Raw genomic sequence first — 22,783 nt, forward strand, 5'->3', positions numbered from 1 at the left:
CAGCGATCCGCGAGGTCACCGTCGCGAGTTCGGCATCCCAGGACACGACGAGATCGTAGGTGAGGCACAAGGTCACTTGCAGACCATCACCGATACACCCGCAGTCACGCTGGCGAACGACTTAAAGATCTACCGATGTAGTACTGGGACCCCCTTGAAGCCAACACCCGACCGCCCTGGAGAAGTTGTCATGACCATGCCTGAGCAGAGCACGACCTGGCACGACGCCCGCTACGACATGCCCGTCAGTCAGCAACTGGAGCGCTACAACGAGCTAGCCGCCAAGAACGCATCGGCTCGCGCCCGGATTGAGCTGGTGGCCCAAGGGGTCTATGACCCCACCCGGCATGGAGCCGATGACCGGCCCCCGCTCACCGTGGCGGAACACATCGAATTGCTGGCACTAGCGGAGAGCATCGCGCGCACTGTGCGCCACCCCTCCAACGTCCACCATGCGCTGCTGGCTGGGGTCACCTGGGCCGACATCGCCCGCATCACCGACTCCGACGAGCTCACCGTCCGGCGGGACTACCAGCAGTGGGCTGACGATCAGTACGACCTCAACCAGCGCTTCCCTGACCGCGGCATGACCGCCGACGAGCACGCCACCGCGACCGCCAGAGCTGCGGAGGGGGTTAGGGCACCTTCTCGCGACCGAGACATCCATAGATCTGCCTAATGATCAATGAGACACGACTTCATCGATTTATCTCATCCATTCTGAGGCACCGCAGCTCAAGAAGGTCTCATGCCTCAAGTTCAACGAGACAGGACACGTTGGGTGTTGTCCGTGGCCATGTAAAAGTCCCCACATGTCCTGTGACAGTTAATCTTCCTCTTTGCCAGTGAATCTTGCTCAAACTCGGGCTGCTGCCACTACGGTTTGCTCGATACATGATCACTCGAGCAGGGATGTGAGTTCGTGGCCGGTGGCGAGAGGCCAGTGGTGTGCCTGGACTCGATCGACGAGGTCCGGGCTGTGCACAAGATGCTGTTCAACCGGAAGTTCGACGGTCCTGAGGATGTGTACTTCGGGAGTCCGTTCATCGCGTCGGTCCAGCACAAGCTGGCGGACGCGCTGGCAGCAGCGGAACCGGCCCATGCCAGGGACTGGCAGGAATGGCGTGATGCGGCCGGGCACCCGGAGAAGGTGGAGAAGGTGCGGCGGCATCTGGCCCGGCTGGGCGATTGGTGGGCGAATGCATCCCCTGCCGAGCGGAATGCCTACGTCCGCGACCTTCTCGCACCACTTCTCGTTGGCGAGGAGCTGCTGGGCGAGTTGACCAGGTGACCGCTGCAAGCGCGTTGGCGGGCCAACCGGCCACCGGGCGGTTGGCGCTCGGCTTCCTCGATGCCAAGAGCCAGGAGCGGGTTGTTCCGTTGGAGCAGTGCTGGGACGTGGCGTTCGAGGAGACAGCGCCGGTGCGAGCGTTCCGCTGGTCGCGAGGGCTTGGGCATTTTCCGGGCTGGTGGTGGGCTGCGACGACCGGGCGCCACGTGGGTTATGAGTCTTGGCTGGAACGCGACCATGTCCAGGCGCTCGACTTCGACCGCGAGATCGTTGGCATCGCGTCACAGCCGTTCTGGCTGCACTGGGAGAGCGAACGGAGCCGACTGCGGCACACACCGGACTACTTCGCGCGGCGGGCGGACGGGACCGGCGTGGTCGTCGACGTGCGCGCCGACGACCGGATCGAGCCGAAGGACGCTGAGGCGTTCGCGGTGACCGCGCAGGCGTGTGCCCTGCTGGGTTGGGAGTTTCGGCGGGTGGGCGAGATCGACCCAACCTTACGCGGGAATGTCCGCTGGCTGGCGCGTTACCGGCATCCGCGATGCGCTGGCCGGGCCGATATCGCGCATCGGCTGCGGGAGGTGTTCGCGGCTTCGGCGCCGCTGATGGCGGGGGCCGAGGAGGTCGGAGATCGGCTGGCGGTGCTGCCTGCGTTGTTTCATCTGATGTGGCGACAGGAGCTGCTGGCCGATCTGGCGCGGGCGCGTCTAGGCCTGGCCACGTCGGTGCGAACCGCTGACGCGAAGGGCGGTTCCCGGTGAGCGCGAGGCGTCCGCCGCAGCGGCCTGCCGGGGTGTCGATCGGTGATCGAGTACGGCTGGCAGGGACGCTGCACACGGTGATCGCGGTGTCAGGCACGGTGGTACGCCTGGCCGACACCGGCGGCCTGGTCACCGACATCGGCCTGACCGAGTTGCCGGAGAATTTCGAGGTGGTCGGCGCGTCGTCACGGCCGCCGGTTCCGCCCTCGACGCCGCTGGACGGTCTGCCAGAGACGGCGGCGGCAGAGGCGTTGTGGTGGGAACGGCACATCGTTGAGGTGCTGCGCGGACTTCCGCCGCAGGCTCCGCCGGGGACCAGGCCGAAACCGGAGTACGACCCGGCGTCGGTGTCGCTGACCCGCCGTGAGCAGGCCAAGGCCGCGGAGCTGACCGCGGCCGGCAAGCCGGTGACGGCGAGCGCAATTGCCAAACGACGCCGCCGTTATGAGGCGCGCGGCGTGGTCGGGATGGTCGACCACCGGGTCGGCAAGCCCGTCACTCCACACGGGCGGGCAGATCCGCTGGTGGTGGAGGCGATGCGGCAGGCGATCGCCGAGGCGGAGCAGGAGTCCTCACGGACGGCCACCTACCTGTTCTGGCGGACCGGCCAGATCCTGGAAGCCGCTCACGGCCCGGGCGTGGTGGAGCTGCCGTCGCAGCGCAGCCTCTACCGGCTGCTGGAGAAGCTGTCGGCGGGCAAGCATACGACCGGCTCGGCTCGAACCCGCCGTTCACTGGCCGGCCGCCCGGACGGGCCGTTCGGCGAGGCGGACGCGTGGGCGCCGGGCGAGGTCATGCAGATCGACTCCACCCCGCTGGACGTGCTGGTGCGCTTGGACGACGGCGTGGTCGGCCGGGTCGATCTGACCGGCATGATCGATGTCGCGACCAGGACCGTGACCGCGGCGGTTCTGCGGCCCACGACCAAGTCGGTGGACGCCAGCGTGCTGCTGGCCCGCACCGTCACTCCCGAGCCGATGCGGCCGGGCTGGGCTCAGGCGCTGACGATGTCGCGTTCGGCGCTGCCGTTCCAGCGGCTGCTGAACATCGACGCGCGCCTGGAACACGCTGCCGCCCGCCCGATCATCATTCCCGAGACCATCGTGGTCGACCAGGGCAAGGTGTTCATCTCCCGCAACTTCCGGGCCTCCTGCAACTTCCTGGGCATCAACTTCCAGCCCGTCCACGACGGATCAGGCTGGGAGAAGGGCCACATCGAACGGATGCTGGGCTCGGTGGGTTCGCTGTTCGCCCAGTTCGCCGCCGGTTACACCGGCTTCAACGCCGAACGCCGCGGCCGCCACGTCGAGCAGCGGCCGCTCTGGTCCCTGCTGGAGCTGCAGGAGCTCTTAGACGAGTGGATCGTGGCGGCCTGGCAGAACCGCCCTCACGACGGGCTTCGGGATCCGGCTCACCCGGGACGGATGTTCACCCCGAACGAGAAGTACGCCGCTTTGGTCGAGACGGCCGGCTATGTCCCGGTCGCGTTGTCGGCCAACGACTACGTCGAGCTGCTTCCCGGGACCTGGCGGGCGATCAACGCCTACGGCGTGAAGATCAAGCACCGGACCTACGACGACAAGGCCCTCAACCCGTTGCGGCACCAGCGCTCAGGGGTCAAGGACCGCAAGGATCTGTGGGAGATCCACTACGACCCCTACGACGTGTCCCGCATCTGGGTCCGTGACCGCTGGCGGGGCGGCTGGATCACCCTGTTCTGGAAACACCTGCACCGCGTCGCCGCCCCGTTCGGCGAACTGGCCTGGGACCACACTCGCCGTGCTCTGCCCGGGGCGAGCGAGGAAGAACTCGCTGATGCCGTCGCTGATCTGTTGAAACGGGCCCACCGCGGGCCCGCCGACGACAGCAGCAGGGACGGCCCGGCCAAACTCAGCCGCAGAGACCGCCGCGTCGCCGCCCGCACCAAGGCCGGCTCGCCTGCCGCCCGCATCGCTCCTGAGCCTCCATCGGCCGGCGGCAGCATCGACGGCGGACCGGACCAGGCCGACGGCCCCGAGGAGAGCATCGCCACGGTGATACCGATGCCGATCTTCGATCCGTTCACCGAAGCGGACAAGCGATGGTGAACCGCCTCGTTCGCCCTGGACAAGGCGAAGATCCCGCTGGTGAGTACGGGCACCTGCAGCTGACCACACTGGCAGGCTGGCGCGGCCTCGTCACCGAGATTCCGGCAGTGCCGGACCTGCTGCCCGATGCGATCTGGTCGGGTCTGGAAGCCGACAAACGCGCCTGCTACGACGACGACCGCATCGATCACCACTCCCGGCTGCTGGTGGTCCAGACCCCCACGATCCGCCAGGTCATCACCTCCGGCCGCCGCCTGATCCAGTTGAACAAGAACGCCCATTACGGCCGGTGCGGCCTGATGGTGTCCGGTCCCGCCCGGACCGGGAAGACCACCGCCCTCACCCAGCTCGGCAAGACCATCGAGGTGATCCACCGGCGCCGCCACCCACGCTCGACCAGCGACATCCCGGTCGCCTACATCACCGTCCCGCCTGCGGCCACCCCGAAAATGATCGCGATGGAGTTCGCTCGGTTCTTCGACCTGCCGATCTCACGCCGGGGCAACATCACCGACATCGCCGATGCGGTCTGCGGCGTGACTCTGGACGCCCACGTCACCCTGGTCGCGGTCGACGAACTCCACAACCTCAACACCGCCACCCGCGCCGGCGCCGAAGCCTCCGACACCCTGAAATATTTCTCCGAACGCATCCCCGCCACCTTCGTCTATGCCGGGATCAGCCTGGAACGCACCGGGCTGCTGTCCGGCACCCGCGGGGAGCAGATCGCCGGTCGGTTCGGCATGGTCCGCACCGGCCCGTTCGGCCAGGACGGGCAGTGGACCGCGCTGATCGCCGCTCTGGAGGACAGCCTCCGGCTGCACCGGCACCGGCCGGGCACCCTCACCAAACTCGACCGCTACCTGCACCAGCGCACCCACGGAATGATCGGAAGCCTGCTCTGGCTGATCCGCAGCGCCGCCATCAACGCCGTCCTGGACGGAACCGAGAAGATCACCAAGAAGGCCCTGGACGCCGTCGACGCTGACATCACCTCCCAATCCCCGCTCCCGCCGACTACGTGATCAATGCCCATGCTGCCCCAGGATCGAGCCGAGAAGATCCTCACCCTGGGCCAGGCAGGGTGGTCGGTGCGCGCCATCGCCGACCAGCTCGGCCACAGCCCGCAGACCATCCGCGACTACCTGAACGGACGCACGACACCCGGCCTCCGCGCCCCGCGGCCGAGCCTGCTCACCGACCCGCTCGCCGACTACTGCCGCCAGCGGCTCGCCGAGGACCCGCACCTGCGGCCCAGCACCTTGTTCAACGAGGTGACCGAGCTCGGCTTCCAGGGAAGTCGCGCGACCTTCTACCGTGAGCTGTCCCGTCGCCTGCCGTCACTGTCCAGCCACGGGCCATCTCGCCCGCAAGAGGACCTCCCGCAAGACCTGCCGGGGATGTCCCATCCGTCCGTCCACACGCACCAGCACGCGCCGGTGCTGCCACGACCGGTGGCTCCGATCACCGGGGAGGCACTCACCTCCTATCTGACCCGGCTTGCCCACGCCAACCACCTCACCCTCACCGAGGTACTCGCAGTCCTGCCCTCGTGGTTCTCCACGAAGATCAACAATCGGGATGACCGCGCCCAGCACCACATGCTCATCCCTGCAACCGCCAAGGCCCTGCACGCGCTCGCCCACCTCGCCACGACTACTTCCGCCAGCCTCGCCCGCGCACTGCCCGCCTTCGGCGCCGTTGACACACATAGCCCTGTCCGGGCTACCACCGCCTGCCACCGATGCACCGCCCGCCGCGGCGTTCACCAACCCGTCCCCGTCCACCTGCCCGCCCACCAGAAGATCTGCACCCGTCACGGCATCTGGCTCAGCGACGCCGATCAGCCCCACCTCGACCTGGCCGCCTGCCCAGAGATCATCACAGCTCAGCGCCGGGCCAACCGGCTGCTACGCCACTGCACACCCCAGCAGCTGATGTCGGCCCATCTGGTCGTGGCCAAGATGATCCCGCCCTGGCCGTCCTCACCAGCAGGCGTCCCGTTTCACTGGAGGCATCGGCTCCTCATCCTGCAGACCGCCAACCACCGACTCGGCATCGCCACCGATCACGACGCCTACATCGATGCAGCGAAATACCCCGACGCCATCGCGCTCGCCGCAACGATGCTCACCCCGAGCCACCCGCACGGGATCGAGCAAGATTCATTGGCGAAACCCTCCCGGTCTCCCCGCCAGCGGCAGCTCTGACGCGAGGCTGGCTTGCCACTCAAGATTCCTCAGCCCAGCTCAGGCCTCATCTTCAAGGACAACTTCATGGCACAGGACATTCGTCATTCTGGTCCAGAGCCCGCAGTCCAGCGTCGGCGGCTTGGATGCGCTCAGCGACGTCCTTGAGCATCTTCACTGAGCGGCCTAGCCGATCCAGCTTGGTGACGACCAAGACGTCGCCGGCGCGCAGCGCGTCGAGGGCCTTGTCGAACTCGGGGCGGCTGGCGAGCGTGCCGCTGATCTTGTCGAGGTAGATGCGTTCGTATCCTGCGGCTTGGAGCCGGTCGCGCTGGCTGGCCGGGCGCCTCCTGACGCCCTCTGGCAGCGAAACGAGCGCGCGTCCCCGCACGGGGCTCGCGGCGTGTCCTGCCGAAACCCGCAGTCCTCCTGGGGCGGTGGGTCCCGCCTCAGGAGGACTGCGTCCGGCCCAGCGGCTCGCTCAAGGAACTCGGCCGTCCATGAGCACCAGGTAGCCGTCCTCCAGCGTGGGCTCGGCCGGCCGGGCCCACGGGCCCGGCGGCGCAGCCGACACCACCCGGTACCGCATCCCGGCCCCGTCCGGCAGCGCCGACACCACCCGTCCCGTCGCCGGCGCCGCGCCGGGTGTCGTCACCGTCCACACCCGGTGGTGCGCCTGCGACACCAGCTCGCCCACCGTTCCCTGGAACGCCAGCCGCCCGTGGGCCAGCACGGCCAGTGACCGGCACGTCTGCGCCACGTCATCCACGATGTGCGTGCTCAGCAGCACCGTACGGTCCCCGGCCAGCTGCGACAGCAGGGTACGGAACCGGATGCGCTCCTCCGGGTCCAGCCCCGTCGTCGGCTCGTCCACGATCAGGAGCCGCGGATCGGCGAGCAGCGCCTGCGCGATCCCGACCCGCCGCAGCATGCCGCCGGAGAAGCCTTTCAGCTTGCGATCGGCCACGTCCGACAGCGCCACCACCTCCAGCAACTCCCCGATCCTGCGCCGCCGCGCCGATCGGGAGTGCAGCCCTTTGAGCAGCGCGATGTAGTCCAGGAACCGGCGGGCGCTCAGATCCGGATACACCCCCAGGTCCTGCGGTAGGTAGCCGAGAGTTCGCTGCACCGCCAGCCGGCCTTCCGCCGCGGCCAGGTCGTGGCCGCCGATCATGACGCGGCCGGAGGTTGGCCGCAGCAGCCCGGCCAGGATCCGCATGAAGGTGGTCTTGCCCGCACCGTTGGCGCCGAGCAGCCCGTACATGCCGGTCGGCACCACCAGGCTCAGGCCGTCCAGGGCGCGGGCACCACCCTTGTAGGTCTTGGTCAGGCCGGAGACGTCGATACGCATGTCAGGACTCGCTTCGGGAGGCGTGGAGACGGACCAGGGACAGCACGACCACGGCGAGCGCGATCATCACGCCGATCCACAGCCACGCGGTGGCGGGGGTGTGGTCGGGGCGCAGGAAATCGAGTACGGCCGAATCGCGCCCGTACTCGGGCGAGATCGGGGTCAGCAAGCCGTACCTGACGTACTCGCCGGTCGCTGAGAAGACCGTGTGGGACAAGGTCGGCATCAGGTTCGCCGGAATGAGGTTCCCCCAGAACCAGTACGCCACGAACAGCACGCGGAATACCATTGGCGGCAGCAGCAGCGGCCCCGCGAACGCCAGCGCGCCGACGAACACCAGTCCCGGCAGGATCGAGGCCAGGAAGGTCACCGCCGCCCAGCCGAGTGCTGACGGCTGCCCCTCGACGAGCACGTACAGCAGCGCCCGCCCGAAGTACGTGATTGCCAAGGGCACGGCCGTGGCCGCGCACACGCCCGCGTATTTCCCGATGAGCCGGGCGGTGCGGCCCGACGGGGTGGTGTCCAGGATCCCGTCCACGCGCAGCACCCGGTCGCGCGACGGCCGGTCGGCCAGCATGCAGCCGTACACGATGGGCAGCAAGGTGACGATGATCTGCGCCGCGACGCCCATCGCCTCCTTGGGCACCGACACCTCGTACACATCCAGGTCCAGCGACCAGTAATCCAGCACGGCGACCATCACGGCCAGGACCAGGCCGTAGACGATCCACAGCGACGGGCGGCGGACCTGCATCGCGAACTCGTAACGCAGGCTGGCGATCATTCGGGCTCTCCTCGCAGCACGCGCTCGGTGTTTCCGAGCAGCAGCCAGCCCCCGATGGCCAGGAGGACGGCGGTGGCCAGCAGGAACAGGCGGTTGATCGGCCAGCCGTCGCTCCCCCATGACGTGGTCGCGAATAGGTGCAGGAGCCGGTAGGCCGGGTTGTCCGCCAACGCGCCGCCGAAGAGTTGCTCCCCGGTCCACACGAACGCCACCAGCGACGTGGCCGCCGCGGTGCTGCGCAGCGCCGCCGCCGCGAAGAACCCAAGCGCCGCCAGCCACAGCGCGGGCGCCAGCCACACCAATTGCCCGGCCGCACCGCCGTACGCGAACGTCCACCAGCCGCTCGCCATTAGCGCGGCGGACACCGCCACCGCGCACGCGGCCGTGCAGCCTAGCGTCACGGCCAGGCGGCGCAGCAGCGCGGGGCGATAGCCGTGCGGGATGGCCAGACGCAGCTCGGCCACCGGATCGCGGCTGGGCAGCGTGGCCGCGACCACTCCTGCCAGCAGCGGCACGCCCATCTCCAGCGCGCCCATCAGCATCCAGCGGGTGTTCTCCTCGCGCGAGCCGAGCCGGGCGCCGAAAGTGGCGAGGAGCAGCATGAGAACGGCCAGCACGGGAGGCCCCAGCAGGGCGGGCAACCCCGCCCGCCGGGCCTCGTGCCGCCAGAGATCGACAGGTTTCACGATCAGTGAGTAGCGGCGGCCCGCCGCAGGGGTTCAACCCGGCCCGCGAGCGCTACGGCCGTCCCCGCCAGCGCCACAGCTAGCGCGATCGTCCACGGCCCGCTCTGCCAGAGCACCCGATAGCCTTCGGGAACCGGCACGTCGGTCATCTCCGCTAGCGCTGGCACGCACCACGCCGCCAGCGCCACCCCGATCGCCCCGCCCGGACGCCAGCACACCGACAGCAGCAAGGCCACCGCCGCCAGCAGCGCCATCGGCCCCAGCCAGGCCGTGACCAGCCTGGTCACGCCCCCGGGAGACCCTCCGGCCACCGCCAGCACCCCGGAGACCAGCAGCGCCAGCGCCAGGTCGTACCCGAACACCAGCGTCACCCGCGCGAGCAGCACCACCCGCGGCGACGTCGGCGTGACGGCCACCACCTCGAACGCCCGATCCCGTTCCGGCCCGTAGAGCCCCGCCACGCCCGTCCCGGCCACCAGCGGCACGCTCAGCCCGAGCACCACCTCCGGCACCGCCACCCGGATCGCGGCGAACCCCGCGCACACGGCCATGACGAGGAATGACGCCGCCCACACCCCGGGGTGCAACAGCCGCGCCTCCATCACCAGTAGCTGCCACGCCCGCCGCGGCGCCGACACGGCGTGCGCCCGCACGTCACCGAGCCCGCCCTCCAGCGCCGATGCGGCCAGCACCGCTGGAATTATCCGCTCCGCTGGCGGCGCGCCCCGCTCTGCCTCACTGTCCATTCAGGCTCTCCCTGAGTTTCGTCCGGGCCAGGTGCAGTCGGCTCTTCACCGTGCCGACAGGGATCCGTAGCACCTCGGCGATGTCCTGATGCGCCAGATCCACCACGAAATGGAGCACGGCCACCTCCCGCTGCGTCGGCGGCAACCCAGCCAGCACCGCGTCCAGCCAGTCGCCGCCGACCGCCAGTTCCTCCGGCCCCGGCAGCGCGTCGGCCTGCTCGTACAGCTCCGCGGCCGCCGGGGGCGCCGCCAGCCGCAACCGGTTGTGCGCCTGCCTGCGCGCTACCCCGAACAGCCACGTGCTCGCGCTCGACCGGCGCTGGAACGTCCCCGCCGACCGCCACACGGCCAGCATCGTGTCCTGCAGGATCTCCTCGGCCGTCCCTCTGTCCCCGGCCAGCCGGAACAGGAAGGCGAACAGCGGCTCGGCGTATCGCTCGTACAGCTCGGCCAGCGCGGCCGTGTCGCCGTCGGCCACCCTGGCCAGGACGCACGCGTCCGCATCGGTCCTCTTCATCGGCAGGTGAGTAGCATCGCCAGCCCTTTCAGGTTCACTCCGGGCGGCACCCACCGGCGCACTCCAGCAAGAAGTATGCCGAGGCGGCGACCCTGTGTTGGTCGGGGCATCGGACACTCTGCCTTCGAGGTAGTCGCCGGTCAGTGGCGACGGCGGCCGGGGTCGTGCTCAGCCAGCGCAGCGGCGACGGCTTCGGTACTGGGCTGGATATAGACGCCGAGAGTGCGCAGGTTCCGGTGGCCGGACAGGGCCATGAGCATGGACGCTGACCAGCCGTCCTCGCCCAGGTGGGTAAGGCGGGAGTGGCGCAGCTGGTGGAGGGTGAAGCCGGCACCGGTCGGGTCGATGCTTTTGGTGGCCTGCTTGAACAGGTACTCGGCGCGTTCGGGCTGAGGAACCCAGGAACAGTAGTTATCGCTGAGATTGATCTTGTGTTGGGCAGGGTGAATGTTGGGCTTGAGTCGCGGGTCAAGTGGCGGGGTGGCGGGTGGAGGGTGCTTGGAGTTCGGCTCGGACGGTGGGGACGTCGATGGTCTGGTGGTCGCCGCCGGTCTTGAGTTCGGGTAGGTACTTGTAGATCGTGGAGCGGCTGACGCCCAGCAGTCGCGCGATTGAGGCGATGGTGGCGTCGGGCTGGGTGAGCAGGGCGCGGGCGTGCCGGACCTGTTCGGGTGTCATCGCTGGGGGGCGGCCGAGGCGTTGGCAGCGGCCAGGCCCTCGTTGGTGCCCTCGATGATGAGTTCGCGGATGAACTCGGCCAGGGCGGCGAACACGTGGAAGACGAGGCGTCCGCCGGGCGTGGTGGTGTCGAGGGTTTCCTTCAGGGACCGGAACCCGATGCCGCGCTTGCGGAGGCCGGCGACGATCGCGATCAGGTCTTGGAGGGAGCGGCCGAGCCGGTCGAGGCTCGGGACGACGAGGGTGTCGCCGGTCCGCATGTAGTTCAGGGCCTTCCACAGCTCCTCGTGTTCGACGTCCTTGCCGGACTTCTTGTCAGCGAAGATCCGGCTACAGCCCGCTGCTTCGAGCGCGAGGATCTGCCGGTCCAGAAGCTGATCTTTGGTCGACACCCGCTCGTACCCGACGAGGGCCCCGGTCAGGTCTGCCGGTTCGGCGGACAGGAGGTCTTCGGCGACCTGGCGAAGGTCGGGTGCGCCGAGCGGATCTTCCGGGAGGTTGCTCACCCCCGAGAAGTGTAAGTAAAAGGGCTGGGTTGGAGTTGTTGGACACTCCGACTTCTCAACACGTTTTTCCGACAGGTTTTCGGGGTCGGCAGATGCGTGCAGTGTCGGTTCCTGTAGGGCGATCGCCGCGTCGTTGTCGGAGACGTCGTCCGCAGGAATCCGTTTGTGTATCACCACAGCCCGCTGTCAGTATGAGGGCCCATGCGTCACCCTCTTGACACGCTGGACTGGCCGATTTCCACCGAGCGGCTGCTGTTGCGCCGGGCTGCCCCCGACGACCTGGACGCGACCTGGGCCTTCCGGCAGCTGCCGGAGACTCACGAATGGGTCGCGGCCGCCACAGAGACCTACGACGACTACCGTGAGCGTTTCCTCCGCGAGGAGCGGCTCGTAGACCTGCTCATCGTCGAACTGGACGGCCGGGTGATCGGCGACCTGACACTGAAGGTCCAGGACGGTTGGGCCCAGGAAGAGGTCGCTGACCAGGCGGAAAGCGTCCAAGGAGAGCTCGGGTGGACGCTCGATCCCTCCTACGGCGGCAAGGGCTACGCCACCGAAGCGGTACGCGCCCTCATCGACATCTCCTTCAAGAGTCTTGGCCTGCGCCGCCTGCACGCGGACTGCTTCTACGACAACGAATCCTCGTGGCGGCTGATGGAGCGGGTCGGGATGCGCCGCGAACAGCACACGGTGAGAGACTCACTCCACCGCACCAAGGGATGGCTCGACGGTCTCTCATACGCGCTCCTGGCCGAGGAATGGCCCGCTCACGAGTGATTACGGCGGAGACGCTTGGGAGCCCTCGCCGGGACGAAGATCACGCTGTCACTCATACACGTGGCCGCTCTCCTGCCGGCGCTGCGGCTGGAACCTAAGGACGCCACCGCGCCGGCACGGCTCAGTGCCTGGGGTGAAGCGCGGTGAAGGACATCCGGCCCGCCCGTCGTCGTTGGCGTCCGGGGGGTGAGCCAACGCTATGCGCGGGCACTGACAATCTGCGGGCGCCGGCGGGCCGTCTCAGAAACGCTCGATTCCGCGACCGGCCGCGGCTTGTCAATCGCTGAGGTAGCGGTGCAGGGAGGTCTTGGGGATGCCGGTCTTGGCGGCGATGACGCCGAGGGAGTCGCCTTGGGCCTTGAGGAGCCGGGCGTACTCGATCTTGTCTTCGGGGTGGGCGACAGGGCGGCCGATCTGGCGGCCGGAGGCTTCGGCGACGGTGCGGGCGTGGGCGGCGCGTTCGGCGGTGAAGGTGCGCTCCATCTCGGCGAACAGGGCCAGCAGCAGGAAGGCGATGCGGCCCATGCCCTCGTCGGTGGTGTTGATCGGGAGTGGGTCGGCCAGCGACCGGACGCCGATGTTCTTCTCGGCCAGGTCGTGGACGAGGTTGAGGACCTCGCGCAGGTTGCGGCCGAGTCGGTCGAGGGTGTGCACGACGATGGTGTCGCCGGGCCGGGCGTAGGCCAGCAGGGCCTTCAGGCCGTCGCGGTCGACGGTGGTGCCGGTCTTCTTGTCGACGTAGATCCGTTCGTCGCCGATCCCGGCGGCGGCCAGGGCGTCGAGCTGGTGTTCGAGGGACTGCCTGGTGGTGGAGACGCGGGCGTAGCCGAGTTCCATGCCGCCCTCCCGAAGGGGCCAGGTCGGCTGAAATCCCATTCGTGGGCCTCCGGGAGGAACTCTGCCGGTATGCCGCACGTGGTGATCAGGGCCTCGCTTCGCGTTCGAAGGCCGCGGTGCTCCGGAGCCGCCAGGTGAGGCACTGCAGGATCCAGCGCGCGGTGGTCTGGTCGGTCTTCGCGGCTTCGAAGACGTCCTTGAGCGCTGCGTCAAAGTCGGCTGGGGAGTGCCGTGGTGCTGGTGGAGGTCGTGGAACGGTCGGCCGGGCGGGGGCTCCGGAGCCGACGGGCTGGTACGGCATGGAGGTCAGCAGCGGGCCGAGCGTGCCCCGTGCGGTGATCGCTCCTGTCTCGGTTTGCCGCATGGCGACCGCGGCGGCCTGGAGCATCGCCTCCTGCCGGTCCCTGTCGAGGGCCTCGAAGGGGCGCCAGACGTTGAGGCCGGCCCTGGCCGGAGTCCCGACGGCCTCCCAGATCGTGTGGAGGACCGCTTGTGAATGCTTGCGCACCTTGGACGGCCGACCCGGCGGTGGTGGCACCCGCCCTGGCGCAGGCCTCGGTGAGCTCCCGCCTGCTGGCCGGTCTGAGGGCCGGGCCGGCCGGGCCGGTGCTTCGGCCTGCCGTGCTGGCGGCGTGGAACGGTGATGCGACCGCCCTGGCGCTGACGGAATATCTCAGTGATTGGTTCCCGCCGCTCGCGCCGATCCCCGATGTCGAGCCGGAATGGCTATCGCCGCTGCGAGAGATCGCCCTCGGGAGCCCGGGGGATCGTGTCGAACACGGTCTGTTTCCGAGCACGCCGACGAAGCTCGCCCGGCTGGCGCTTGCGAAGGCGGGCGACTACCCCGCCGAGGCGGTCATGACGGAGGCCGAGGCGGCGTACAAGAAAGGCCCTCACTATTACGCCCATGATGCGGTCGCCTGCGCGCTCGTGCACCCGGGACTCGACGCGGCGGACATCGCCACCAAGGTGATGGAGACGCTGCCCGATCGCGGGTGGCGCTCTCGACGTAAGACCTACCGTCTGCTCCGCTGGGCACGCGACATCGGGAGGTGGGACGGCGCGCGCCTAGACTCCGGCCATTGACGGTGATGAGGCGGTAGTCCTGTCAGCCGGCGTTGAAGACTTGGTCTTCGCCGAAAATCGGGCGGATATGGCTGACCAGCAAAGATCGGGTTCAGGTGCTGTCGCGGTTGCTGGTCATGCGGGCGGTGAGTTCGTCGGCGTTGGGTGTCCAGGTCCCTCGCTGGGCGTCGAGCCCGTCGAGGCGACGGTGGGTGCCTTCTTTGCTGGGCTTGAGGTAGCGCTGGAGGGTGCGGCGGTCTTCGTGGCCGGAGAGGTTCATCAGGTCGGCTTCGGTGGCGCCGTCCTCGCCGGCGTGGGTGAGTCGGGAATGGCGCAGGTCGTGCAGATTCCAGCCGTCGGTGGCGGCGCCGAGGTGGCGTTCGGCGGTGCGGTAGGTCATGCGTCGGCGGCGGCTGGCCGGGTCGACGTCACGTACGGGCGCGGTGCCGTCGTCAGGGGCGATGCGCGCGGACAGGAAGATCGGCCCGCGGGTGCGGCGGCCGAGGAGCTGGCCGAGCATCCGGGCGGTGCGGATGTCGTAGAGCAGCTCGTCGGCTTTGCCGCCTTTGCGGATGGTGCGTGCGCGGCGGTTGGCGCGGTCGAGGTCTTCGACGTTCAGGCGCAGGACTTCCTCGGCGCGGGCGGCGGTGGAGTAGAGCATCGCCCACAGCGTCCGATCTTCCAGCGGGCGGCGTTTGTCGGCGATGAGCCGGTCGATCCGCTCGCGACTGCGGACGCGGGTGTCGTCCGGCCTGGGCTGGTGCTCTCGGTCCAGGCCGTGCAGTACCGCGGCCGGGTCGCCGATCCAGCCTTGGTCGTGGAAGTAGGCCAGGGCGGAGGCGACGGCAGCCCGCTTGGCGTTGAACGTCGACGGCGCCGCGCCGCCCCACGCGCCGCGGATGTTGGTGTGCAGCCGGTCTCGGCCGACGCTGGCGAGCTCGCCGAGGTGCACGATCCCGGTGAACGCGGTCGGCAGGGCCGAGGTGTAGGCGCGCACGGTCTCCGGCGAGGTGATTCGGCCGGACCGGCCGCGTCGGGCAGCGAGGTGGCGCAGGAACGAGGCGAGCGCCTCGGCGGTCGGCACCCCTCCCGGCGTCTCCGCGTTGTCACGGTCGGGCACGGCGGTGAGGTGCCGGGGCACGGACCTGCGGCTCCGTCGCCATCGCGATCGGCATGCTCACCGGCGCAGTTGTCGTCGGCGTCAACGGACAGCTGTGGCTGGCAGCGCTCCTCACCGGCCCCAGCCTCATCGCGCTGGCGAAGAGCTTTGTTCTCCGCCGGTCGGATGCCACCGACATGAAGCAACTCCAAGCTCAGCGCGACGCTGTGACCGGCCACCGCCGGTCTGAACCGTCGGTTAGGCGTCCTGTCCGACCTCGGCGAGGCCGCGCGGGTGACTGACCTCGCCGAGGCGGCGTCTGGTTTGGCATCGCGGTCGGAGGCGCGCCGATGCGGCCCCTAAGTAGCAGGCACCGAGAAACAACGCTTAGCCGTGCTGGCCCCACCTCGGCATCGAGGGTGTGCCCGACCCGGAGCACGTTCCCTGGATCGACCCCGACCCATCCGGCCTGGCGAACGGCCCGGTGTCAGCGGCTTCACCGATCAGAAATCCTCCGCCACGTCGTCAGTTCTGTTAGCCCTCGCACCGGTGGAAGGATTGATGACCATGACCGACACCAGACCGCTGGGCGCCGACGAGGCCACGTTCCTCGCGGCGGTCCGCTCAGGCGACACGGCGCGGTTCGCACTCATCACGGAGCGCCACCGGCGTGAGCTGCAGGTGCACTGCTACCGGATGCTCGCGAACTACGAGGACGCCCAGGACCTGACGCAGGAGACGTTCCTGCGAGCGTGGAACAAGCGGGAGTCGTTCAAGGGCCACGCGACCCTGCGGACCTGGCTGTACCGGATCGCGACGAATGCCTGCCTCGACTTCCTGGAGAAGCGCAACGACCGCACACCCGTACCGTCCGAGCTGCCGGACCCCGGCTCCGAGGTGCTGTACCTGCAGCCCTACCCCGACCGGATGCTCCCCGAGGACCCGCAGGAATCGGTGGTGGCGCGGGAAACGATCGAGCTGGCGTTCATCGTCGCCGTCCAGCACCTGCCGCCGCGGCAGCGGGCGGCATTCATCCTGCGCGACGTCCTCGGCTGGCCGGCGTCGAAAGCCGCCGACGCCCTCGAACTGACCGTCGCATCGGTGACCAGCGCACTGCAGCGGGCCCGTGTGACGATGCGCGAGCAGCTGCCCGACCGCCGCCTCGACTGGCGGAGCCCCGCCACCCACGAGCTGTCGAATGACGAGCGCGGCGTGGTGAAGTCGTATATCGACGCCCATGAGCGCAACGACCTCGACGGGCTGATGTCCCTGCTGCGCGACGACCTGCGCTTCGCGATGCTGCCCGAACCGGGAACCTCGGTCATCACGGCCAAGGACGCGGTGGACGGCTGGGTCTCCGGTGGGCTCTTCCAGCGCGGCTACGACGACTGGCGCTGTATCACCACGACGGTCAACCGCATGCCTGCCGCCGTGCTGTACCTCCGCACCCCCGACGACCCGGAGTACCGGCTATTTACCATCGCGGTCCTGCACATCGTCGACGGGAAGATCGCCGAGCTCACCGGGTTCGACGCCACCGACAAGCCATGGCTGGGCCTGCCCCCGACACTGTCATCAGACAAAGGCCCCATCGTCGACGAGTCCAGCGCACGGGCCGCCGTCACCGAAGTCACCGCGGAATGAGCACCCCGACCAGCTGAACACCCACGCGGCAACGCGAACCCCACCGCCCCGCCGGCGTTGCCGGCGGGGCATCTTCATGCCCGAAGAACATCGTCACGATCAACGACGCTGTCGTCCCTCATCTCCAGCAAGTCGGTCAACAGCTCACTCGGAACGCAAGGAAGGGCCCGGGGAAGGTTCCCTCATAGCCGAGGGTCACGGTGAGCACGCCAGGAAGGATTTGGACCTGGTCTCACGAGCCGAGAATCTGGCCCGTGCTCATCGCCTCGTCTCGTATCGGGTCAGCACCACGCCGCCGGGAAACGTCCGCGTCTCCACCAGGTTCAGGTTCACCCAGCTGTCCAGGGCCGTGAAGAACGGCGTGCCGCCGCCCAGCAAGGCCGGTGCGGTGACCAGCACGTACTCGTCGATCAGCCCGGCCCGCATGGCCGCTGCGGCAAGTGTGGCGCCGCAGATGTCCATGGGGCCGCCGTCTTCGGCCTTGAGCCGGGTGATCTCGGTGACCGCATCGCCGGTGACCAGGCGGGTGTTCCAGTCGACCGTGCTGGTCGTCGAGGAGAACACCACCTTCGGCATGTCCCGCCAGCGGCGGGCGAACTCGATCTCCGCCGGCGTGGCGCCAGGCTGCTGGTCAGCGGTCGGCCAGTGGGAGCTCATCGTCTCCCACAGTTTGCGCCCGTACAGCGCCAGGCCGGTCGCCCCCACCCGGTCGGACCACCACTGGAACAGCTCGTCGCTCGGTACGCTCCAGCCGAGGTCGTCGCCGGGCGCGGCGATGTAGCCGTCCAGGCTCAGGTTCATACCGAAGATCAGTTTCCGCATCGTGCCATCCTCCTGTGAGTCGATCTCACACGTACAGACGGGCACGGCGCGGAAACCTAATCGGTGCGCGATCTGCGTCCGCAGGTAGTCCCCGCGTTCCGGACTCGGCACGGCGTACTCGGCTGGGCTCGAACACTACCCACCGGGTCTCGACTTCACCCTCGTACGGGCAGCGGCGCACCCATGGCCAGCTCTCCCTGACCGCTGCTGCCGTCTGCCCGGACGGGAAGGCCTTCCACGGCCGCACGTGCCCGGCAAGATCCGCGAGTACCTACCTTTCCCAGCGCCGACGCAGCTAAGCGCTGTTTTTTCGGCACCTACTACTGAAGGGCCCCCTGAGGGCACGTGTGTGTACGTCGAGAGCCCCTCGGACGCGAAGTACCGGCTCAAAGCCCTTGCGGTGACTGACTTTCCGCGCGTGGGGAACCGCTGTCTGTAAGTTCCGGCGGTTAGTGGCCGAGAAGGTCCGGCGCTATCTGGCCGCGCCGACGGTTGCCCATGAGCGGGGATGCCGCGGAAACGTATCCGGGTGGCAACTGCTTCCGTGGCTCGGGCCACGCAGACGCCATGGCCGTGATGATCGTCCGTCGGCCAACTCGGTACTTCTTAATCGATCGCACGGCCCAACATCCCCGCACGGGCATCCCTGCGGATCGCCGCGTACAGATCGATCTTCGAAGGAGGCATGGGGACGCTCGCTCATTACGAAGCGCATCCAGCACGTCGCCATAAGACACTTCGCGCGGTCACACTCGTGAACAAACGACTCCACGGAACAGGGGCCGCGGTCACACTAGGCGTGGACCGTCCGCGACGAACCACCGCTGATCAACCGCTCATCGATTAGCGGGATTCTCGGCCGGCTATGCCTGGCGCCCCGAACTGAAACGCCGGACCCTCGACCGCTACCAGCGCGCGTCAGGAAGTCTGAGCGGCCCGTTGACAGCCGGAGCCTCGGGCCGCTTGTTGCTTCCCTATCCGACCCTGAGCGCCAGCTTCCCGAGATAGTGATCGTTTAGAGCGCGATGCGCATCGTCGACTCGCTCCATCGGAAAGGTTCGGGCGACGTGGACCTCGAAGGAGCTCGCCTCGATGATCGCGTTCAGCCGATCGGTGCCGATGCGGCTTCGATCCCCGTCGTAGTAGGACACCGTCGCGCCCGGCGACGTTACAGGCACCGGCAGGACACCGTTCGGCCAGGCGATCCGTCCCGAGTTCTTGATCGCGCGAAGAGACCGTTCGGCAATCTCGCCTCCCACGGTGACCAGAGCCGCATCGAGCCCGCCTGGCGCGAACTCCAATGCCCCAGCCAACACATCAACTTTGCGACCGTCGATAGCATCGTCGGCGCCCAGCCGCCGGGCCAGGGCGACACCGTCGTCACCAGAGGCCACGGCCAACACTCTGATGCCGCTATGCCGCGCCAGCTGCACGGCCAGGTGCCCGACACCCCCGCTGGCCCCGAAGACCATGAGCGTCTCGTCCGGCCGCAGGCCGAGCAGATCGAGACCGCTCAGTGCAGTCAGGGCATCCCAAGCCATCGCGCCGGCCTGTTCGGTCGGCACCCGGTCGGGCACGCGCGCCACGAACTCCGCCTCAACGACGCCGTACTCGGCGTAGAAGCCGCCACGCGGCACCGGCATCGTCGCAGCGTAGACACGCTCGCCCACGTCGAACCGGGTGACGTTGCGTCCGACTGCGGCCACCGTGCCCGCCGCGTCCCAGCCGAGGACATAGGGGAAGGTCGTCGCGACGCCGAAAGCGCCGTCGTAGTCCCCCTCCCGCTCGATCGCGTCCCAGGACCCGACCCCTGCGAACTCCACCCGGATGAGGACGTCGTCGTCGCCGACCTCCGGGAGCGGTATCCGGCGCAACGAGAGTTCGTCGACTCCGCCGAACCGGTCAAGGACGACCGCGTTCATCTGCGGCGCCACGATCGCGCCGGGCGCTGTGCGCTCCACTCTGCTGTCCATCGGCTCTCCTTGTTTGCTTGAGTGAATCAAGGATCATTGGACCACAGCTATTTGAGCGAATCAAGTAACTGCTCTAAGCTGGGAGCCATGGCGCTGCCGAACGGACCCGTAGCCACCTCGTCCGAGGCCGAAGCTGTCTTGTTCGACCTGGTCGACATATACGACCGCGCCTACGAGGCGGCTGCGGCCGAGCTGTCGCTCAGCTCGGCGCAGGCATGTGTGCTGGGGCGACTCGATGAGCGACGCGGCATGGGCGCCTTGGCCGAGGAGCTTGGCTGCGATGCCTCCAACATCACCCAGATCGTCGCGCGCCTCGAAGCGCTCGGCCTCGTGACCCGCGAACCGAATCCCCGGGACCGCCGCGCACGACTCGTCGCGCGAACCCCCCGAGGAGACGAGATCAACCACCGGTTCGCAACAGCTTTCACCTTCGCCCGCACGGCGGTCGGACGACTCTCACCCGACGAACAGGACCAGTTGACGGCGCTGCTGCGAAAAGCACTGGGCTGACACGCACCCGCAGCCCCACCCAACCAAGGTGGATCCAACGGCTTCATGGGTGTGGGCTGCAGCAGTCTCTGGTTGTTCGCGGTCACTGCAGGGCTCGACGGTGGCATGTTCTGCGACGATGAGCATGGGCGGCGTTTCTGTCCTAGGTCGTGGAGCAGCATGCGGCGGAGGCCGCGCGGCTTCGCGAGGACCTGGCCGCGGAGCGGGCCGCCCGTCATGCAGGCGGAGGCCGCCGAGACGCGGGCCGGGGAGCCAGGGGGCCCATAGCGGGGAGCCTGATATCGAGACACTGGACTGCCACACACAGTTGTCTTGCCCCTGGTGACGCGGAGCCGAGTGGGTCATTCTCACTCACCTGTGCGCTCCCTCGCTCGTGGCCTGTCCGGCAGGGGTCTACCCCAACACCACACCCGGGAGAACAGGCGAACGACGTCAAGATAGGGTCGATTCCCGAGTTTCTTGACGCCCGTCTGCTCGGCTCTTAGATTTCAACCTGACATTCCGAGGCGTGGAAGGGGTCATGGCGGTGCGCGTCGGCTACATCAGGGTCTCCAGCGTTGATCAGAACACCGTCCGGCAACTGGACGGGATCGAGATCGAGCGGGCTTTCACCGACAAGGCGTCGGGCAAGGACACCGCCCGGCCGAAGCTGGAGGAACTGCTGGCGTTCGTCCGTGCCGGTGACACGGTGATCGTGCACTCGATGGACCGGCTCGCGCGCAACCTGGACGATCTGCGGCGCATCGTGCGGACCCTCACCGGCGAGGGCGTCCGGATCGAGTTTGTCAAGGAATGCCTCGTCTTCACCGGTGAGGATTCGCCGATGGCGACGCTCCTGTTGTCGGTCATGGGCGCGTTCGCCGAGTTCGAACGCGCGCTCATCCTGGAACGCCAGCGCGAGGGCATTGCTGCTGCCAAGCAGCGCGGCGCCTACACCGGCCGCAGGCCCGCCCTCACCTCCGAGCAGGCCCGCCAGCTGTGCGAGCGTGCCGCCGCCGGCGAACCCAAATCCGCGCTGGCCAGGCAGTTCGGGATCAGCCGGGAGACCGTGTACAGCTACCTGCGTGCCCAGCCGGTCGCTGCCCCTGCCGGCGACCGCGCATGACTCTGCTAACTGTCGGCGAGTTTCGTGAGCGGAGCGGGAACACTCCGGACGGGCCAGCGCAGTGAGGTCATGGCGGTCAGGGAGGGACGGTTGATGGAAGCAGCCGCACAGGACGGGGACCCGCCCCGCTGACGGGCTTCAGCGAGGCTCAACGCTTGGAGGCGATCCAGCGCTGGCGGCTGCTGCGGCCCCACCTCGAAGAGGATGTCCCGCTGGCCCAGGTCGCCGCGTCCTGCGGGGTCCCCGAGCGGACGCTGCGCCGGTGGCGTGCCGCCTACCAGGCCGGTGGCCTGGCCGGGCTGGTGCGCCGGCCGCGCTCGGACCGCGGCCGGGCGAAGATGCCCGAGCCGTTGCGGCTGCTGATCGAGGGCCTGGCGCTGCGGCCGCCCCGCAGAAGTATCGCGGTGATCCACCGGCAGGCCGCCAGCGTCGCCACCGCACAGGGGTGGCCGGTTCCCGGCTACTCCACCGTGCACGAAATCGTCCGCAACCTCGACCCGGCGCTCGTCGCGCTGGGGCTGGAGGGCACTAAACGCTACCGGGAGGTGTATGAGCTGGTGCATCGCAGGGAGGCACCCAAGCCGAACCAGATCTGGCAGGCCGACCACACCGAGCTGGACCTGTGGGTCGTGGACCCCAAGGGCCAACCGGCCCGGCCGTGGCTGACCGCCATCGAAGACGACCACTCCCGCGCAATCGCCGGGTACGCGGTCAACCTGGAAGCGCCCTCGGCGCTGTCCACAGCGCTGGCCTTCCGGCACGCGATCTGGCGCAAGACCGAGCCGGCCTGGCACGTGTGCGGCATCCCCGAGGTGTTCCACCTCGACCACGGCCCGGACTTCACCTCCTCTCACCTGGAACAGGTGATGGCCGACCTGCGCGTGCGGCCCATGTTCAGCAAGAAGGGCCAGCCGCACGGCCACGGCAAGATCGAACGATTCATGGAGACCATGAACCAGATGTGCCTGGCCCACCTGCCCGGCTACGCCCCCAAGGGCAGCAAGGACCGCGCCGCCCAGGCCACCCTGACCCTCGCCGAGCTCGACGCCGCGATCGGCCGGTTCATCCGCGAGGTCTACAACCTGCGACCGCACTCTGAGACCAAGACGCCACCCCAGCAGCGGTGGGAGGCCGGCGCGTTCGGGGCTGCGGGCCTGCTTGCCGCCGGCGACGACATCCGCCGGAGTCAGGGTGAAGAACCTCGCTAGCTCGTCCCTGCCAATCTCCGGGAACCCCCGCAGGCGCTCCAGCTCCTCGTCCGCGAACACTTGCGTCGCCAAGAAAGACCTCCCGCCAGGCCCACAGATTCCCAGCACAGAAGCCTGCCCAGCCATATCCGCCCGATTTTCGGCGAG

The 22,783-nt window shown here is 68.6% G+C and carries 26 protein-coding genes; 12 read left to right on the forward strand and 14 right to left on the reverse strand.

Translation table 11 applies throughout. The features are described 5' to 3' along the window. The 6 genes from AB0C16_RS30770 to AB0C16_RS30795 all read left to right on the forward strand — a co-directional run. The coding region (locus AB0C16_RS30770) for a hypothetical protein (protein ID WP_357687929.1) at positions 1-679 on the forward strand (679 nt) is incomplete at its 5' end. A 243-nt stretch (positions 680-922) separates the two neighbouring features. Beyond that, positions 923-1,291, forward strand: coding sequence for a hypothetical protein (locus AB0C16_RS30775; RefSeq protein ID WP_357687932.1), 369 nt, complete (start codon positions 923-925; stop codon positions 1,289-1,291). Then, a complete protein-coding gene (locus tag AB0C16_RS30780) occupies positions 1,288-2,052 on the forward strand; it encodes a TnsA-like heteromeric transposase endonuclease subunit (RefSeq protein ID WP_357687934.1) in 765 nt (254 codons plus the stop codon). The genes AB0C16_RS30775 and AB0C16_RS30780 overlap by 4 nt, the downstream gene beginning before the upstream one ends. Continuing rightward, positions 2,049-4,139 carry a Mu transposase C-terminal domain-containing protein gene (locus AB0C16_RS30785; protein WP_357687936.1) on the forward strand — a complete coding sequence of 697 codons (2,091 nt, stop codon included), beginning with the start codon at positions 2,049-2,051 and terminating at the stop codon, positions 4,137-4,139. The genes AB0C16_RS30780 and AB0C16_RS30785 overlap by 4 nt, the downstream gene beginning before the upstream one ends. Continuing rightward, positions 4,133-5,164 carry a TniB family NTP-binding protein gene (locus AB0C16_RS30790; protein WP_357687938.1) on the forward strand — a complete coding sequence of 344 codons (1,032 nt, stop codon included), beginning with the start codon at positions 4,133-4,135 and terminating at the stop codon, positions 5,162-5,164. Before AB0C16_RS30785 ends, AB0C16_RS30790 begins: the two co-directional genes overlap by 7 nt. Before the next feature lie 9 nt (positions 5,165-5,173). Continuing rightward, the gene (locus tag AB0C16_RS30795) at positions 5,174-6,349 is read left to right on the forward strand and encodes a TniQ family protein (protein WP_357687940.1); all 1,176 of its coding nucleotides are present in this window, start codon (positions 5,174-5,176) and stop codon (positions 6,347-6,349) included. 64 nt (positions 6,350-6,413) lie between these two features. On the opposite strand, the gene AB0C16_RS30800 is transcribed toward AB0C16_RS30795, so the two are convergent. The 9 genes from AB0C16_RS30800 to AB0C16_RS30840 all read right to left on the reverse strand — a co-directional run bounded on the left by AB0C16_RS30800 (position 6,414) and on the right by AB0C16_RS30840 (position 11,596). Further along, positions 6,414-6,719, reverse strand: a complete 306-nt coding sequence (locus tag AB0C16_RS30800) for a recombinase family protein (protein ID WP_357687942.1) — start codon at positions 6,717-6,719, stop codon at positions 6,414-6,416. Positions 6,720-6,809: 90 nt separating this feature from the next. After that, complete coding sequence (locus AB0C16_RS30805; RefSeq protein WP_357687945.1) at positions 6,810-7,679, reverse strand: ABC transporter ATP-binding protein; 870 nt, start codon at positions 7,677-7,679, stop codon at positions 6,810-6,812. A 1-nt stretch (position 7,680) separates the two neighbouring features. Next, positions 7,681-8,463, reverse strand: coding sequence for a hypothetical protein (locus tag AB0C16_RS30810; protein WP_357687947.1), 783 nt, complete (start codon positions 8,461-8,463; stop codon positions 7,681-7,683). Then, positions 8,460-9,149 carry a hypothetical protein gene (locus tag AB0C16_RS30815; RefSeq protein ID WP_357687950.1) on the reverse strand — a complete coding sequence of 230 codons (690 nt, stop codon included), beginning with the start codon at positions 9,147-9,149 and terminating at the stop codon, positions 8,460-8,462. The genes AB0C16_RS30810 and AB0C16_RS30815 overlap by 4 nt, the downstream gene beginning before the upstream one ends. 2 nt (positions 9,150-9,151) lie before the next feature. Beyond that, positions 9,152-9,895 carry a hypothetical protein gene (locus AB0C16_RS30820; protein ID WP_357687953.1) on the reverse strand — a complete coding sequence of 248 codons (744 nt, stop codon included), beginning with the start codon at positions 9,893-9,895 and terminating at the stop codon, positions 9,152-9,154. Next, entirely contained in the window at positions 9,885-10,412 is a 528-nt protein-coding gene (locus tag AB0C16_RS30825) for a sigma-70 family RNA polymerase sigma factor (protein ID WP_357687956.1), read from the reverse strand. The genes AB0C16_RS30820 and AB0C16_RS30825 overlap by 11 nt, the downstream gene beginning before the upstream one ends. A 140-nt stretch (positions 10,413-10,552) precedes the next feature. Then, positions 10,553-10,861, reverse strand: coding sequence for a site-specific integrase (locus tag AB0C16_RS30830; protein ID WP_357688092.1), 309 nt, complete (start codon positions 10,859-10,861; stop codon positions 10,553-10,555). Between the two features lie 19 nt (positions 10,862-10,880). Next, the gene (locus tag AB0C16_RS30835) at positions 10,881-11,090 is read right to left on the reverse strand and encodes a helix-turn-helix domain-containing protein (protein WP_357687958.1); all 210 of its coding nucleotides are present in this window, start codon (positions 11,088-11,090) and stop codon (positions 10,881-10,883) included. Continuing rightward, positions 11,087-11,596 (reverse strand): recombinase family protein, encoded by a 510-nt coding sequence (locus AB0C16_RS30840; RefSeq protein WP_357687960.1) that lies wholly within the window; start codon positions 11,594-11,596, stop codon positions 11,087-11,089. The genes AB0C16_RS30835 and AB0C16_RS30840 overlap by 4 nt, the downstream gene beginning before the upstream one ends. Before the next feature lie 201 nt (positions 11,597-11,797). Here AB0C16_RS30840 and AB0C16_RS30845 point away from each other — a divergent pair, with 201 nt between their 5' ends. After that, positions 11,798-12,373, forward strand: coding sequence for a GNAT family N-acetyltransferase (locus AB0C16_RS30845; protein ID WP_132519675.1), 576 nt, complete (start codon positions 11,798-11,800; stop codon positions 12,371-12,373). 276 nt (positions 12,374-12,649) lie between these two features. On the opposite strand, the gene AB0C16_RS30850 is transcribed toward AB0C16_RS30845, so the two are convergent. Then, on the reverse strand, positions 12,650-13,210 hold the full coding sequence (locus tag AB0C16_RS30850) for a recombinase family protein (protein WP_357687963.1): 561 nt from the start codon (positions 13,208-13,210) through the stop codon (positions 12,650-12,652). 85 nt (positions 13,211-13,295) lie between these two features. Beyond that, a complete protein-coding gene (locus tag AB0C16_RS30855; RefSeq protein WP_357687966.1) occupies positions 13,296-13,718 on the reverse strand; it encodes a hypothetical protein in 423 nt (140 codons plus the stop codon). Positions 13,719-13,768: 50 nt separating this feature from the next. Between AB0C16_RS30855 and AB0C16_RS30860 the strand changes: the two genes are divergently transcribed. Then, a complete protein-coding gene (locus AB0C16_RS30860) occupies positions 13,769-14,296 on the forward strand; it encodes a hypothetical protein (protein WP_357687968.1) in 528 nt (175 codons plus the stop codon). 91 nt (positions 14,297-14,387) lie between these two features. On the opposite strand, the gene AB0C16_RS30865 is transcribed toward AB0C16_RS30860, so the two are convergent. Continuing rightward, a complete protein-coding gene (locus AB0C16_RS30865; RefSeq protein ID WP_357687970.1) occupies positions 14,388-15,416 on the reverse strand; it encodes a site-specific integrase in 1,029 nt (342 codons plus the stop codon). 525 nt (positions 15,417-15,941) lie between these two features. Here AB0C16_RS30865 and AB0C16_RS30870 point away from each other — a divergent pair. Then, positions 15,942-17,018, forward strand: a complete 1,077-nt coding sequence (locus AB0C16_RS30870; RefSeq protein ID WP_357687973.1) for an RNA polymerase subunit sigma-70 — start codon at positions 15,942-15,944, stop codon at positions 17,016-17,018. Between the two features lie 258 nt (positions 17,019-17,276). Here AB0C16_RS30870 and AB0C16_RS30875 read toward each other — a convergent pair whose 3' ends face one another. Continuing rightward, complete coding sequence (locus AB0C16_RS30875) at positions 17,277-17,840, reverse strand: dihydrofolate reductase family protein (RefSeq protein WP_357687975.1); 564 nt, start codon at positions 17,838-17,840, stop codon at positions 17,277-17,279. 974 nt (positions 17,841-18,814) lie between these two features. After that, complete coding sequence (locus AB0C16_RS30880; protein WP_357687977.1) at positions 18,815-19,813, reverse strand: NADP-dependent oxidoreductase; 999 nt, start codon at positions 19,811-19,813, stop codon at positions 18,815-18,817. Positions 19,814-19,900: 87 nt separating this feature from the next. Between AB0C16_RS30880 and AB0C16_RS30885 the strand changes: the two genes are divergently transcribed. From AB0C16_RS30885 to AB0C16_RS30895, 3 genes are all read left to right on the forward strand, one after another. Further along, positions 19,901-20,323, forward strand: coding sequence for a MarR family transcriptional regulator (locus AB0C16_RS30885; protein ID WP_357687980.1), 423 nt, complete (start codon positions 19,901-19,903; stop codon positions 20,321-20,323). A 520-nt stretch (positions 20,324-20,843) separates the two neighbouring features. After that, complete coding sequence (locus tag AB0C16_RS30890; protein ID WP_357688094.1) at positions 20,844-21,428, forward strand: recombinase family protein; 585 nt, start codon at positions 20,844-20,846, stop codon at positions 21,426-21,428. Between the two features lie 128 nt (positions 21,429-21,556). Continuing rightward, positions 21,557-22,636 (forward strand): DDE-type integrase/transposase/recombinase, encoded by a 1,080-nt coding sequence (locus tag AB0C16_RS30895; RefSeq protein WP_357688096.1) that lies wholly within the window; start codon positions 21,557-21,559, stop codon positions 22,634-22,636. The last annotated feature ends 147 nt before the right edge of the window (positions 22,637-22,783 follow it).

Source organism: Nonomuraea sp. NPDC048916 (assembly GCF_040649575.1).
GTDB lineage: Bacteria > Actinomycetota > Actinomycetes > Streptosporangiales > Streptosporangiaceae > Nonomuraea.

Excerpts from the sequence above, each read along its gene's own strand:
- AB0C16_RS30790 (WP_357687938.1), top strand. The coding sequence starts at position 4,133 with ATGGTGAACCGCCTCGTTCGCCCTGGACAAGGCGAAGATCCCGCTGGT.
- AB0C16_RS30795 (WP_357687940.1), top strand. The coding sequence starts at position 5,174 with ATGCTGCCCCAGGATCGAGCCGAGAAGATCCTCACCCTGGGCCAGGCA.
- AB0C16_RS30805 (WP_357687945.1), bottom strand. The coding sequence starts at position 7,679 with ATGCGTATCGACGTCTCCGGCCTGACCAAGACCTACAAGGGTGGTGCC.
- AB0C16_RS30810 (WP_357687947.1), bottom strand. The coding sequence starts at position 8,463 with ATGATCGCCAGCCTGCGTTACGAGTTCGCGATGCAGGTCCGCCGCCCG.
- AB0C16_RS30820 (WP_357687953.1), bottom strand. The coding sequence starts at position 9,895 with ATGGACAGTGAGGCAGAGCGGGGCGCGCCGCCAGCGGAGCGGATAATT.
- AB0C16_RS30825 (WP_357687956.1), bottom strand. The coding sequence starts at position 10,412 with ATGAAGAGGACCGATGCGGACGCGTGCGTCCTGGCCAGGGTGGCCGAC.
- AB0C16_RS30835 (WP_357687958.1), bottom strand. The coding sequence starts at position 11,090 with ATGACACCCGAACAGGTCCGGCACGCCCGCGCCCTGCTCACCCAGCCC.
- AB0C16_RS30845 (WP_132519675.1), top strand. The coding sequence starts at position 11,798 with ATGCGTCACCCTCTTGACACGCTGGACTGGCCGATTTCCACCGAGCGG.
- AB0C16_RS30850 (WP_357687963.1), bottom strand. The coding sequence starts at position 13,210 with ATGGAACTCGGCTACGCCCGCGTCTCCACCACCAGGCAGTCCCTCGAA.
- AB0C16_RS30870 (WP_357687973.1), top strand. The coding sequence starts at position 15,942 with ATGACCGACACCAGACCGCTGGGCGCCGACGAGGCCACGTTCCTCGCG.
- AB0C16_RS30875 (WP_357687975.1), bottom strand. The coding sequence starts at position 17,840 with ATGCGGAAACTGATCTTCGGTATGAACCTGAGCCTGGACGGCTACATC.
- AB0C16_RS30880 (WP_357687977.1), bottom strand. The coding sequence starts at position 19,813 with ATGGACAGCAGAGTGGAGCGCACAGCGCCCGGCGCGATCGTGGCGCCG.
- AB0C16_RS30885 (WP_357687980.1), top strand. The coding sequence starts at position 19,901 with ATGGCGCTGCCGAACGGACCCGTAGCCACCTCGTCCGAGGCCGAAGCT.
- AB0C16_RS30890 (WP_357688094.1), top strand. The coding sequence starts at position 20,844 with ATGGCGGTGCGCGTCGGCTACATCAGGGTCTCCAGCGTTGATCAGAAC.